The organism is Fusicatenibacter saccharivorans (genome assembly GCF_027667425.1).
In the GTDB taxonomy this organism is placed as follows: Bacteria; Bacillota; Clostridia; order Lachnospirales; family Lachnospiraceae; genus Fusicatenibacter; species Fusicatenibacter saccharivorans.
In genome coordinates, this window is record NZ_JAQEGR010000022.1 from 18,011 (window position 1) to 33,104 (window position 15,094).

The window sequence follows — 15,094 nt, forward strand, 5'->3', positions numbered from 1 at the left end:
ACAATATAATTTGAAATCCATGCCCGCCAATTATTAAAGAAATGGAGGGAGTCACAATGAAATCGATTAAATACGATAAGGAAGAATTTCAAGATCTTGTAAACAGTGTTACACCGTTACAGGCAGTAGAATGGTTATTGATGAATGGCTATCCAATACAGGTTAGAAACTTAGGAAAAAGTACAGTAGATATCTTATGTCCATCTCCGGATCACAATGATACGAATTTTGGAAATTGCAAAATATCAACGAATCGTTACGATGGAAGAGCAGGCAGCCGATGTCATTGCTACTGCTGCAATATGTCATATGACAGCTACGACATCTTAAAGCAATTTCTTTCCTATAGACAATCCATCGAAGCCTTGATCGAGATTTCTGGAAAAGTAGATTATTATCAATCTTCAAAAAAAATAAAGAAAAAGAAAGATCCTGTAGCTAAAGAAACCAAAGAATTGTTAGGTCTTGCGACATATCCGAGCTTCAATCTGGTAAAAAATTGTACTTTCGAGGAACCATCGGGATGTTATTTTCGAAAATGCGAGAATGGCTCCTATCTGATTATGGAGCAGCCCAAATGGAACCCTTGGATAGATTTGGATTTAGAAACCCGACAGTGGATTTTGAGAGAAAAGTCGAAAGAAAAAATGATTCAAATTGGACGTTTGGCACGCCAATTAACAGGATCGGAGTTTGTTTCAACCGATACACAGGAAATTTTTCAATATTTTGATCAATACGGAAGAAATGAGTTGTTAAGAGAATTAGATGGCATTTTTCGTGAATGCCAAAAGGTATATCGTAGAAATGGAGGAAAAATCCATAATTCACAAGAACTTATAAATAACCAGAGTGTTTTGGCTTAGGCAAAAAAGTGGGTTGAGAAAATGAAACCCACTTTTTTTATATGTGAATTTCTGAAAAATAGAAAATAATGATACTAATCTTAGAATGGAGGATTTACTTTGAAAGCATATGGATTTATTCATTGTCACTCAGACTATTCATTAAAGGATTCGACGAATAAGATTGAAAAACTGTGCCTTGCAGCAAAGGAAATGGGTGCAAAAGCGATTACACTGACAGATCATGGAGTGTGTGCGGGACATGTTGAATTCTTAAATGCCTGCAACGCAATAGGGATAAAAGGAATCCCCGGCGTAGAAGCATACATTCAGACGGATTATGCAGATCATGCACATTTAATACTGCTTCCCATGAACTATGAAGGATATCAGGAGCTATGCAAAGCGGTCACTTTATCAAACCAGCATATGCTTACTCTTGGACGTATTCCGTCGCCCGTTATGAACTACGAAATCTTAGAGTCTTGTTTTGCAAGTGGAAATGTAATTGCGTCAAGTGCTTGCGTAAATGGAGTTTTAAGCTGTATTCTGTTGCATAATAAACATATCCTACATGAAATTGATCTGTTAAAAAGGAGACAGAAAAAATATCCAGCTCCAAATACGCTGGAAATGAAATTATTATTGTTCGAAATTGAAAAAACGTCTATTGAAGTAGAAGCATTGAGATCTGAAAAAGAGCAGACTAAGAAATTGGCAAAAAAGACGTATAAAAAGAGGTTGCAAGGGTTAGCGTCATTGCAAGCGGATTCGCAGGTATACATAGCAACGAAACAGAAACTGGAAAACGAAATGCGAGAAACCGAAAACGCGAAAGAAAAGCTGCAGCATATCTCTGCCGAACTCAAAAGAAAGTCATCTGAAGTGACCAGAAACAAGGAACGTGTGAAAAAAGCCCAAAAAAGTCTCGATCAATGGTACAAATATGAAAGCCAAATTCAAGAAAAAAATCGGGAAATAGAACCGGATGAGAAACTGATTTCAATGGCAGAGAAGGAATTACTACGATTTCAGAAGATTTTCAAGGGGAATTTCTATGTGGAACTGCAGTATCATGGTATGGAAGATGAAGCCTATGTGATGCCAATTCTTGCTGAATTAGCGTATAGGAATGGCGTTTCCGTTGTCGCAACAAATGATGTGCATATCATTCGGCCAGAAGATGCTGAGGGACGCAGCTACCTGAAGTCATTGCGTTTTGAAAAGTTTGAACCAGTGACGGATTCGGACAGGGAATTGTATTTAAAATCAGATACGGAATTATCTCAAAAATTGTGTGAGATAATTCCAGAAAACATTGTAAAGTCAGCTATCGCTAATATCAGGGTAATATGTGACAAATGCAATGTTGATATTCCGCGTGTGCCTGAAGCACAGCATTATCCGGTTTTTCTGGACGAAATGGGACAGCGTGTCGATGCTCCGAAATTATTGCGGCAAAAGGCTTATTGCGGATTGAAAAGAAAAGTAAGTACAATTTCACAGAAATATATAGATCGAATGGAATATGAACTTAATACGATTATTGATATGGGATATGCAGATTATATTCTGATCGTAGCCGATTATGTGCAGGAGGGAAAACGGATTGCCAAGATAAATAATCCATATAAAATGGGATATGGGGTTGGTCCAGGCCGCGGTTCGGGAGCAGGATCTCTTGTGAACTATTGTATGGGAATAACTGCATTGGACCCGTTGCAATATAATTTACTGTTCGAACGATTTTTAAATAAAGAGCGAGTTTCCATGCCGGATATTGATGTGGATTTTTCAAATGAAATTAGAGACAATTTGATTCAATATGTGATGAAAAAATATGGCAGTTCTGCGGTTGCGTATATTCGGACGGTTATGACGCAGCTTGCAAAAGCCTGTATACAGAATATGGCAAGAGTCAGGGGATATGAAATGTACCCAATGCCAGAAAAAGAACAAGGGAAAAAATCGAAAGAAATCTGTGAGCAGGGAAGAAAAGAGATCCGTAGGATCGGAGAAGAACTCTGCAAAAATATTTCAAATAAAACAGGCACATTGTCAGAAAATCGAGATGATATATTAAAAGACTATGAAACTTCGAAAGAACATAGAATCATCTTGGATCGTGCCGTATCAATAGAAGGTACTATTACAGCATTTTCTGTACATCCGGCGGGCATTATTATCGGCGATGGAAAGCCCCTTTCCAGCTATATTCCAATGTATTATAATACCCAGAAAGAGCAATGGGCAGTATCCTGCAACATGGTCGAAGCAGAAGAGATTGGGTTATTGAAAATGGATTTTCTTGCTTTAAAGAATCTGGATATCATCTCTGAATCTATTCGAAGAATAAAGAAAAACTATGGAATTGAAATTGATCCAGAGAAACTTCCATTTGAAGATGAGGTTTTTTCTCACATATTTGCAGAGGGCAGAACATCCTTTATATTCCAATTTGAGTCTGATGGCATGAAAAAAATGCTGCGTGAGTTTAAACCAGACTCATTTGAAGACTTGATCTTACTGGTTGCCGCATATCGTCCCGGCCCGATGGATTTTATTCCGGATATTATAGCAGCAAAGCATGGAAAGAAAGAAACTCACTATATTATCCCTCAATTGAAAGAAATATTGGGGACAACATATGGGCAATGTATCTATCAGGAACAGTTAATGTCCATTTTCCATGAATGTGCAGGCTTTTCTCTCGGACAAGCAGACATTATTCGACGATATATGTCGAAAAAGAAAGTAGATAAGTTTCTAAAGTATAAATCCCAGTTTGTAGACGGTGTTGTTTTAAATGGTGCCGACAGAACGGATGCAGAAGCACTCTGGGAATCTTTGGAAGGTTTTGCGCGGTACGCATTTAACAGGTCGCATGCTGCGGTTTATGCGCTGATTTCATATATGACTGCATGGCTTAAATTCCATTATCCAGTAGAATTTATGTGTGCGATTTTGAATGCTTCTGAATTAGACAGGATTTCGCTTGCAGTTAAGGAATGTTCAACAATGGGAGTTTCGGTGATTTCACCAGATATTAATCGTTCAGAAATGCAGTTTTCTGATTACAATGGAAAAATCTTGTATGGGTTGGCTGCAATTAAAGGAATATCAAGTGCCAGTATGCAGGAAATGATAGAAGAAAGGAAAAAGGGAAAATTTCAGAATTATTGTGATCTGCTTGCAAGAGTTTCTATTGGAAAAGCCGACATGGAAAAACTGATCGTTAGTGGTGCATTAGATAAATGTGGTTTTTCACGCACTGCACTAAAAAATGCAATTCTTCCGGCATTTGCTATAAAAAACAAATATATCAAAGATTATACAACAGAAGAAATCTGCCGAAAATTAAAAGAAGAGATTTCCCTTTCACAAAGCTCAGATAAAGAAAATTGGCTGCTCCAATTAAATGAAGAAAAGGAGCTTTTGGGAGCTTATATATCTGGACATCCATTGGAACAATTTAAACTCTTAAAAGCAGATAAATCAATTACACCTTTATCACATGCTGAAGCCGAAAAACCACAAATTTATATGGGGGTTATATCCAATATTAAGGAATTTCGGCAGCGGAATGACGGAATAGGTGTTACATTTGATTTGGAAGATTGGGACGGATTGGCTTCATGCATTGTTTTTGCCCAACACTACAAACAAGTCCAAAAATATATCAAAGATGGAAATGTTATCAAAGTATACGGGTATTTTAATAAACAAGACGAAGAATCCTTTTCAAACGAATTGATTGCAAGGCAGATATTTCCATGTCATCCTTACAGCAACCATGTTTTTATCAGCTTCCAATCCAGGACAGAATGGCCGGATGTATGCCAAAGTTTGAAACCGTATCTGGTTGAGCAGGGACATCCTGTAATATTCTACGAATGCGACAATGGATCTATTCGTGAACACTTACAATTTAAGGGAAAGGAAATCTTTTTAAATGACGATGTATTGCATCTTAAAACAGATGCTATACGTAATATTCGAAAATTGAATTTTTGAAATCCACTCATGGGCCGAAACAGAAATGTTTCGGCCTAAAATTTTCGGACATTTTACAATACTAATAGTAAGGACCTTATTTTGAGGTTCAAAATCAGATAAGGAGAAGAAGAACATGGAAAACACAAAAACTGTTCTGAAAAATGAAATCCATATCGCAGGCACAGTAGTGTCTATGCGTATGGAAGAACGCGGAAACTGCATCTTAGTTATTCGTTCCAATGCAGAAAGGCAGATTCGGAATATTCAACTGAGATTCTATGACATTAACCAGGCAATTATTTTCCGCGTTGGTGATCATGTCCGAATTGCTGGGCATATGCAGAACCGTAGAACACAGGATGCGGAAGGAAATTATCATTCCACACCAACAATTGTTGGAGACAGCATCGCTGTTTCCAAACGTAGATTAACACAGATTCTTGATGAATCAATTCCGGAGCAAGGCGGTGGTGCGCAGGCTGATGAAAACTGGGGAGTGCTTGCCGGTATCGTAACATCGATCAGAACGCCTACGGACAAAGTTACCTTCCTGAATATTCGCATTCCCTCTGGAAGAAGAGATTATAATTGCAGAGTAACGTGCCTTGGCAGATTTCAGCGGGCAGCAGCAAATTTGAAGGAAGGAGAAAATGTTGCTGTATCATGCTATGTATCTGTACTTGACGATACCCAAAGGGAAAGCCGTCAGAGCCTTGTTTGCACAGATCTGTTCTCTTATGGAGAAAGTGACGAAGCCCCGAAAGCCCCGGAAGAGCCGACAGAAAGTCTTCAGCCAGAAGAAGAGGCGAATAATGACAAGAATGAGTCCTTTGATCCCCCTGCTGTTCCAGCAAATCCGGAAACAGGCGTTGACGCTTTCTCTGAGAAAACGCTGCAAACGGCAAATAGTAATTATGAAGAGCGGCATTCTGAGAACAATCCGGCACATGTGGAAACCGCTAATGCTCAGATGCAGTATCCATTTCAGAGAGCGCAGAACAATTACTATGAAGAGACAACCTAAGATAATAATCGCATGTTTGGTGATGGCAGTCGGGTTGACCAGTTGTACGGTCACGCCAGCAGATCCATCGACTGGTAAATATGCTACACAATATCCGCAGACAACATTGGAATATAGCATCTATATTAACAAACAGATCACTGTGTTTGTTAATGAACTATCTACGCGTCTTAACCAAGCGGTACATTCAACGGATGGCGTGTATGAGAACGAGACTGAAGCCACGGAGCAGAGTATACAGTTACTACAGGAAACACTGGATAATGTAACTGCTATGCAGCCGTCCGTCGGTAAAGAGGATGATAGATTATCCTTAATAACAGCGATGCAAACAGCACTCGATCATATGAAAGAGTATAAGGAATCTGTTGAAAGTGGAGAAACCGATCTGACGAATTATAGCCATATATTCGAAACAGACATTAATGTGCTGACGGGGATGGCCTCTCTATATAATCAATAGAAACAGGAGGGCATTATGGCGAAAGAGAACACAGTATATCTATATGGACGTGTCAAACAACCACCTCGGATATACAAGAATAAAGCAGGACAATATGTCTTGGGAAAGATTGTTGTCGATACGAACCGAAAATCTTATGCTACAGAAGAATTGTTGCTTAGAGGAGAGATTCGTAGAGATAGTATTCTTGTCCGTACAGAACATGAAGAGATGATTCGGGATGTATATACGCTTATCAATGAAGGAGATTTTGTCCAGATCAAAGGCACATTATGCACGAAAGAATACCAAAGAGAACCTTTATGCATGCACTGTCATGAAGTAATGGAACCGTATATTGAAGATGGTGTTCAGGTATATGTGAATCCAATTGCTGTAAATATTATGGAACGTGGTGAAGTCTCCTTCCATGAATTTGTCGAGCAAAACAATTTAGACCATGATATGCAGAACATGTTACTAAGTACGGGATTCTTTGCCCTTTCAGAACGTGATATTTGGCAACATCTGGAGAAAGAAATTGAATTTTCAAACCAAATATTCCTGGATGGTCAGTTATGTCGGGAACCTGTTTTTCAGCCTGGCGGAGAAAAAGGGAAACCACCATCCATGATTCAGTTTCAGATTGCTTCAAACCGTAAACGCCGGATTGTTGAGGATGGCGTAGACAAAAAGACAGATTATGTATGGATTAAAGCCTACGGTCTCAAAGCAGCAGAATATGCCGCAGCGCTGCATATCCATTCCAATGTGAGCATAAATGGGGCAATACAAACAAGGTCTTATGTGAAAGAATATGAGTGTCCATATTGCGGTCAGATCAGTAAAATAGCATATTTGGCTGTTGAAGTAATTCCGTATTCTATTGAGTATGGAGCAAATTGTACATTACCAGACCCACAAGAAAGGGGAGAAGAGTCTGATGAAACAGACGAGATTAGCGGATCGTTTGACAGCGAATCAGATTGAAGCCAAAAACGTCGAAGAACGTAACCTTTCGGAAATGAAAAGAGATATGGGAGATTCTCATATCTCTTTTCAACGATCCCGGCGTATTAAAAATAAAACATCTGTGAAATTAAAAAGGAGCAAAGAAAAGAGGTTAGCTTCGATCCGGCGGGAGCCTGCAGAGCCGGAAGAATTATATTCAGAGGATTCGTTGGAGATAAATGAATTATTGCAGCAACGGCAGGAAGAGAAAAGTCAGAAGCATCAAAAGATTTTTTCAAACATTATGAGCGGTGTATTGATTGCAGGATGCGTTTACGTATCTATTCTTATCTATGGAGTTATGGTGACCGATTATAATTACAATGAAAATGGAGAAATTGTACCGGAAGTTGTATCGGTACAAGACATTAAAGAAGAAAAAGCTTACGATACAATTCTGTATCAATACTTACAATGCCGATCGTTATATGAAGAAGTGCTAATGCTGGATTACAGATTAGGGAAGGGAGAGGAAGATCCTTTGACCTTGGCACCGCTATATGAGGAAAAATTGGATACGGTATCCTCATTATCCATAAAAACAGATGCTTTAACAGTTGAGACAAAATATTCCAAAGTGAAGGATATGCTGCTATCTTGGATCAAAAATGATATTGCAGTCTATTTGCAAAACATGTCTTCGGCTATATCTCAAAATAATTCCGAAACGGCTCAGAATGCGTTACAGGATAAAGACAGGGTATATTCTGATTTTTCGCTGATAACGCAGAATTTGGTTGCTATGGGAGAAAATCTGCAAGGAGTTGACCTAACTGATGTAAAGCAATGGACACCCGAAGACTATGTTGATGAACAGATTAATGGAGAGTAATCATGGGATCAGATAAATCATTTGATACACTATTAAATAAATATAACATTCTTCTGGCACAGACAAGAGATTTGAAAGAACAGCTGAAAAATTCTCAAGAGAAGAACCAACAATTATTATCTAAATTTGATGTTGTAGAAAAGAATGTTCGGGAATTATGCGAAGATATACTTGCCAAAGATCCTAAAGAAATGAAACTTGGAATTGAATATTCTTGGGATAAAATCGAGTTATTGGAGCTTATCCGGAAAAGCAAAAGTGCATTTCATGTATATATCAGCGCCCGGAAAGATATTTTGGAGAGAATGGCAGATTTATGTGAAGAACGCGGAAATCAAATAGAAAGTTTGAAACTGCAGATACAAAAATTACTTGAAGAGCCAACTGCTAGAACTCTGACAATGGAGGAATTGGAAAAAAGGTGTAATGAAGTCAAAGAAAAAGAAGAAATGATGACTAAGTTATCACCTAAAATGCAAGAGAAAGTGGCAAGCGGGAAAATTGAATTGATTGAAACGGAAGCAAATGATCCGGTAATTAATGAAGAAATGGATGTTGTCGTCGATGCAGAGGATATGGAGGATGAATTGATTCGAAAAAAACTTATGAGCAGTTCTATTCCTGGAACTGATCATAGAAGGACATTTCAAGCTGCTAAAAGTAAGCGGAAGGAACGCGCCAATAAGTATGCATTGGAAGATTATGACGATACGTTAAAACAATTATCTGATGAGGATAAAATGTTAATTCGTATTATTGGGACAAAAGGATATTCTCTTTACAGTGATATTTATACTGAAATTTCAAAAGAAATGCCGGAAATTACAAACGGAAAGACAAGGAGTTCGTTAAAGTTTTTAGTTGGATGTCAAATTTTACAAGAAGAAAAGGTGAAAGTCAAAACCACAATCAGTTTTTTTTATTTTTCAATAAAGGGAAGCCGAATTTTTGAAATTTTATTTCAAGAGAAGCCAATTATGTCTATGGCTGAAAAATTAATTGCAGAACATGACAATCTTGTTCATGGATATGGAATCTTTTTGACAGCAGAAATTCTTAAAGAAAATGAACGATTTCGTAATGTGAATATATGGAACCGTAAACATCCATTAAAAATACGCGAAGGTATGTCATATATTCCAGATATTATCTGCACTACACTAGATGGCAAACAAATGTACATTGAGTATGAATGTGGAAATCATACCCAGACAAATTTTAATGGAAAATGCAATAAAATGTTGAATTTCACCAATACATTGAACTTTATTGTTCCAAATCGTAAAGGGGAAGAGATTATTAATTCACAGGTACGCAAGTGGATCGATAATAAAGGAATTGAAGCACTGAATTACGTAAAAATACGTGTAACATCTGCTGCAATTATAAAAGATGTGAATCTGTTAGAGGATTCAAGTTGGCATTTTGTATACAATCTTTCTAAGCGTGAAATCCCAGAAGTAAATTAAATATTTGAGCCTAAAGAGTCGAGAAGGAGTCTTGTAGTCATGAAAAGCATGCTGACTACAAGGCTCTTTTATTTTTTCCCTTTTTTTTAATTCTATTGTTAAAGAACTTTTTAACTGGGAGGTGAACTACGTGAAATCATTTTTAGCATTTAATCAAAATGCTGTTAGCAATTTTTTGTATTTGTTGAGTAGTAATGGATTTTCCTTTTTATTGGTGTTTGGAGTCCTTGGAACCATATTATTGCTGCTCAAAGAAGAATATGACATTGCTGCCAGAGATGAACATGGAGTGATTTGAAAGGAGGCACGTTATGCGTAACGATAACGAAATCGTATATCGCCAAAACATGACGAGAAATGAAGCAGTGCATATCTTGAAAGCAATTGCTTTCCCGATAGCAGTGTTTTGTCTTGGATTATTTACGATCAACATGTTTGGTGAGTTCGGAAAAAAATTGATTTGTCCATTATCGGGCGCTATGTGGGATGTTGGTGTTTTAGTCGCGCTTTTAATGCCTAGTCAGAGAAAGGATGCTCTAAACCACATGTTAATTGTATGCGCGACATATTATGGCACGTTGATTACGGTTCACGCAGTATTAAGCGTTGTGTCTGGAGTCTCATCGGAAATGATAGCAGCATCTTTCGAACAAGCCATTCCGACATCAACAGGAAATGCTATTCCTGGGTATTTACAGACGATGATGTGGTTTACTGGCGTTTTAGTTCCTCTTGGCGAGATTGGATATCAACTGAAACGATTATTTCAGTTTAAAAAGCAACAGACATTGGCAAAAACCTTTGCACAAAAGCGTGGCCTTCGAAATGGAGGGCGAAGCAACAGCAATATTTTATAAAATGAGAAATGAGGTGAAAATGTGCTTTCACTATTCCAAATCAAGCAAATATTACATCCGGTTACAGAGACTCTTCCGACAGATGACTTTCGCATTCTGGATTCGTGGGCTGAATATGATGAAAACTCCTCGAAAGATCCAGAAAAACGCAATCTGCAATATCTGTGTTATGAGATGGAAGTTATGAATCCATCTACTGGCGAACGTATCCATTGCTATAAGGCTATAAAAATGGCACGAGTAATCCGGCTGCCGGCGGATGCCAAACAGTCAACAGCACTAATGGATATGCAGGAACAAGTATTAACTGCAGTCAATCAGCAGAATGCCAACTTAATTACAATTATCGCCAATGTACTAAAACCAGTAGCGGTTGGATTGCTATACATCTATGGAATTCAAGGTGTAGCGTCTACGATCAACAAAGCAAAAGAAAAGGCAAAACACGGATTCCTTGGCTTTGTCGGATCAATGCAGGGAACTTTTCGGGTATTAGAGATGCGATGTGCAAATGCCGAAGAAACCGAATGGTTGAGGGAAAAGATGTACAATATGGATTACCTCACCGTAGTCCGCGGTATTCCCAAAGCAAATAAAGCTGGGGAGGATGCCGGAAATAAAGGAATGGGCGGATCTAATGTAAACCCAGATTCACAAGGTACCTTGGAAGAAATTATTACAGGTATGGCAGATTATGAGTACGTTCTGGAAATCCTTTCAACTCCTGTACATACAGATACATTGATGAGCTGGCAGCGCCAATCTCAGGTTGAAATGACAGATTGGTATGGACAACTGCAGGGAACGAAATCCTTAAACCTAAATTTGTCAATCCCGATGATGTATATGGCTAATGCATCCCAAAGTCAGGGATGGAGCAAAGCATATACGGATGCCAATACAGTAAGTTATGCACGAGGAGAGTCTTTTACGACATCCCAAGGACAGTCTGTGGGACAGTCATTATCTCAGACTTATGGACAATCTATGGGGCAGAGTCAGGGACAGTCTATTTCTAATTCCTACTCTCAAGGAGTATCACATACACAGGGGGTAAGCTTTGGTCAGACCTTTGGTCACTCAATTGGGCAGAGCAGCGGATTTTCCATAAATCAGTCGCACGGAACTTCTTCCGGAGTATCTTTTGGGCAGAGCCAAGGGGTTTCAAATGGGTCCTCCTTTGGACAGAGCCAAGGGTCATCGAGTGGAACCTCCTTTGGGCAGAGTCATGGAACTTCAAGCGGAACTTCTTTTGGGCAGAGTCATGGAACTTCATCGGGATCTTCCTTTGGCGTATCGCAAAATGAATCGACAAACGTTGGAACTTCTGTGAATCATGGCGTAAGCCAGAATACAGGAATTTCTCAGGGACAATCCCAATCTTTCAATCAAGGAATTTCTCATAGCTATGGAACCTCTCAGAATCAAGGGATTTCCCAAAGCACCAATATTTCTCAGGGACATTCGGTATCGCAAGGAAATAGCTATAATATGAGTTATGGCCAAAATACTTCGCAATCACATAGCGTTGGGAATAGTCAATCCTATGGCTGGAGCCAAGGCCAGAGTATGAATCGGGGACAATCTGCTTCCTTTGGACAATCTTCATCTTCAAGTTTGAGTCAGGGAGTCTCATCCTCATCCTCATTTGGTATGAGTGAAGGTGTTAATAGCAGCCATGGAAGTTCTGCTAACTACGGACAATCATCTTCAGCAGGACATAGTTCAACATTTGGCGGCAATTTTGGCGGTTCATTGGGGCTTCCGTTTGGAACAGCCAGTGGAAATGCGTCTATTTCCGGTAGCAGCAGCGATTCAGCGTCATTTGGAGAATCATCATCCAATGGCATCAGCAATAGCGTTGGACAAAGCCATGGTACAAGCTTTGGGACATCCTCTGGTTCCTCTATGAGCAGCGGAGTCTCACATGGACAAAGTACATCTCAAGGAGCGTCTTTGTCATATGGCAGTTCTGCGGGCATTAGCGGCAGCTATGGAGCCAATGAAAGTTATGGAACTAATATTGGTCAGAGCATCAGCCAAGGCTGGGGAGCTAATCAATCAGTCAGCGATTCTTACAGCATCGGAAATGGTGTAAGCCAATCCGTAAGCCATGGTATATCGGAAAGTGCGGGCTTATCGCAGTCTTATGGATATGGACAAAGCAGTAGCATTAGTAATTCTGTCGGTGTTTCGGATAGCATGGGAATGTCTTATGGTCATGGAGTATCAACTGGTATCAGCGCATCACAGAATGTTGGACAATCAGATAGTACCAGCATGAGTCAGAATTTTGGACAATCGCAGAGTCAGAATTTTGGACAAAATTACGGAATATCCAGTGGTGTAAATTATGGTCAAAATTATGGCCAATCCGTAAGCCAGAATGTAGGACAGAATTATGGAATATCTGATAGTGTAAGCTATGGTCAGAACTATGGACAATCCGAAAGCTACTCGCAGTCTCAAAACTATGGACAATCTGAATCTGTTGGTCAGAGTGAGACGTTTGGCAAATCGGTAGGACAGACACTCACAAATTCTGTGTCACAGTCAGCTTCCACAGGATATGGACAAAACGTTGGAAATACAGAAAGCGTGTCCAATGGAAACAGCTATACAACTTCCAATGGGTCTTCACAAGGAACCAGCAACGGAACAACCGGAACATCTTCTATGGGAACCAGTAGTTCTATGGGCTTGGGACCATCTATTGGATACAGCAAATCATATCAATGGCTGGATCAGGGAGTCAAAGATCTGCTTGAATTGATGGAATATCAAAATGAGCGTATAAAAAAAGCATTGCGCGGACAGGGAGCTTTTTATACATATGTATACATTGCGTGTCCGAGTTTGGACGCTCTTTCCACCGCACAGGCAGTTGCAAAGTCAACATGGCAAAACGAGTATGCGATGGTAAACCCAGTTCAAGTTCTTGACTTAACTGAGACAGAGCAAAAACATTTGTTATATCACTTTTCAGCCTTTTCTGCAGACGTAACCAGAGAAAATGTATTTGGAGCAGAAGAGTATAAATACTGTACAGTCCTGCTCCCGGAAGAATATGTTGCATACACGCATCTGCCGCGTGTCTCAGAAGGAGGCGTATTTTCGATTGTACAAGATGTTCCTAAATTCTCAGTTCCAGCACGTATGCAGGGAGACATATATATGGGAACCATTCTTAATCCAGAACGTTTTACTTTTGAGCATGGTTATCGAACAGCATTTGACTATAGAATCGATGAAAACAATTTAATGCATGGATTTTTTACAGGAGCATCGCGGTCAGGAAAAACTGTGGCAGCTATGCGTTTTATCGCGGAATTATCAAAAATCCGGCGAAAAAAGACAGGAAAGAGATTACGAATTGTTGTTATGGACCCGAAACAGGATTGGCGTACCTTGGCACGTTTTGTGGAACCAGAACGCTTTAACTTCTATTCTATGGGAAATCCTAATTTTAACCCAATTCATATTAATCCTTGGAAAGTGCCTCATGGTGTTAATCCGCAGGTTTGGATAGACGGAGTTATTGATATTTATTGCCGGGCTTATGGATTATTAGAGCGTGGAAAGCAAATGATTGCAGACGTTGTTTACGAACTGTATAAGGAAAATGGAGTATTCGATGTTTCAGGATCGGATAGCGAAAGTAAGGATTTAGTGGCTGAATTATCATCAAGAGTTAATTTTCAGTCTATATACCGTAGAATGGAGGAAAAGCGAGACAAACTCACAGGGGCAGGAAAATCAGGAAACGACACGAAAGATGCATATGCACGATTGATAGAGCGTCTTTCCTGCTTCTCAAGAGAATATTCCATCGAATCCAAGCTGTACGGCAGCTCAGAAGGCATTGCTATTGATGATTTGATAGGAGCTGATGAGGTTACTGTTTTAGAGTCGAAAGGTCTTGAAAACACGTTCAAAAATTTCATCTTTGGTGTTATTACAAGTGGATTCTTTAAGTTTGCATTAGCGCATGAAGGCGGATATTTGGCAGATGATCAATACGAAACTGTTCTTGTATTGGAAGAAGCCAACGAAGTATTAACTGGAAATGATTGTGCAGGTACTGGCGGCGGACAAAATTTTGGCATGTCCGGACAATCCGAATTTGAACAGATTTTGGATCAGTCTGCCGGATATGGATTGTTTATTTTTGCAATCACGCAGAAAATAGCAGATATGCCATCTTCAGTTATTGCTAATAGCGGACTTGTATTTGCTGGGCGACTCAAACGGACAGATGATATTAATGTTGTCGTACGAACGGTTGGCCGTGAAGAACGCATTGACGATCGTGATCTGGTCAAATGGTTTCCAAGAAGTCCTACCGGATGGTTTGTTTGCCAAACCTCGAGAACGTTTGACTTTAAAGATGCGGAACCCATTCTTGTACAGATCAGCAGATTGAACATTAATCCACCATCTAATATCGAGCTTGATGAGATCCTGATTCAGAAAAAGGCGAAAACGATTATGTCAGCTTGATGTTTCCTATAGAAAAAGCAGAGATGGGGAATGCAACAAAACCTAAATATCCTGAGCAGTGATTCCTGTTCAGGATATTTTTTCACTTATTAAAATTTTTTTTACAATACTATAAGAG

At 39.3% G+C, this 15,094-nt stretch carries 10 protein-coding genes; all 10 read left to right on the forward strand.

Annotation, left to right across the window (positions count from 1 at the left end; all coding sequences use genetic code 11):
* Positions 1-56: 56 nt before the first annotated feature.
* The 10 genes from PGS38_RS15935 (at position 57) to PGS38_RS15980 (ending at position 14,976) form a co-directional block, all read left to right on the forward strand.
* Positions 57-866 (forward strand): hypothetical protein, encoded by an 810-nt coding sequence (locus PGS38_RS15935; RefSeq protein WP_118640133.1) that lies wholly within the window; start codon positions 57-59, stop codon positions 864-866.
* A gap of 99 nt (positions 867-965) precedes the next feature.
* A complete protein-coding gene (gene dnaE / locus PGS38_RS15940; RefSeq protein ID WP_118640134.1) occupies positions 966-4,859 on the forward strand; it encodes a DNA polymerase III subunit alpha in 3,894 nt (1,297 codons plus the stop codon).
* Positions 4,860-4,974: 115 nt separating this feature from the next.
* On the forward strand, positions 4,975-5,865 hold the full coding sequence (locus tag PGS38_RS15945; RefSeq protein WP_117802253.1) for a hypothetical protein: 891 nt from the start codon (positions 4,975-4,977) through the stop codon (positions 5,863-5,865).
* Positions 5,849-6,328: a hypothetical protein gene (locus tag PGS38_RS15950; RefSeq protein ID WP_118640135.1), complete on the forward strand. Its 480-nt coding sequence runs from the start codon at positions 5,849-5,851 to the stop codon at positions 6,326-6,328. Before PGS38_RS15945 ends, PGS38_RS15950 begins: the two co-directional genes overlap by 17 nt.
* A 15-nt stretch (positions 6,329-6,343) precedes the next feature.
* On the forward strand, positions 6,344-7,297 hold the full coding sequence (locus PGS38_RS15955; protein ID WP_117802251.1) for a single-stranded DNA-binding protein: 954 nt from the start codon (positions 6,344-6,346) through the stop codon (positions 7,295-7,297).
* Positions 7,251-8,150 (forward strand): hypothetical protein, encoded by a 900-nt coding sequence (locus tag PGS38_RS15960; protein WP_117802250.1) that lies wholly within the window; start codon positions 7,251-7,253, stop codon positions 8,148-8,150. The genes PGS38_RS15955 and PGS38_RS15960 overlap by 47 nt, the downstream gene beginning before the upstream one ends.
* A 2-nt stretch (positions 8,151-8,152) precedes the next feature.
* Positions 8,153-9,619: a coiled-coil domain-containing protein gene (locus PGS38_RS15965; RefSeq protein ID WP_117802249.1), complete on the forward strand. Its 1,467-nt coding sequence runs from the start codon at positions 8,153-8,155 to the stop codon at positions 9,617-9,619.
* A 130-nt stretch (positions 9,620-9,749) separates the two neighbouring features.
* Positions 9,750-9,917, forward strand: a complete 168-nt coding sequence (locus PGS38_RS15970) for a hypothetical protein (protein WP_158568362.1) — start codon at positions 9,750-9,752, stop codon at positions 9,915-9,917.
* Between the two features lie 13 nt (positions 9,918-9,930).
* Positions 9,931-10,476: a hypothetical protein gene (locus tag PGS38_RS15975; protein ID WP_117802248.1), complete on the forward strand. Its 546-nt coding sequence runs from the start codon at positions 9,931-9,933 to the stop codon at positions 10,474-10,476.
* A 21-nt stretch (positions 10,477-10,497) separates the two neighbouring features.
* A complete protein-coding gene (locus PGS38_RS15980; protein ID WP_147343069.1) occupies positions 10,498-14,976 on the forward strand; it encodes a serine-rich protein in 4,479 nt (1,492 codons plus the stop codon).
* Positions 14,977-15,094 lie beyond the last annotated feature (118 nt).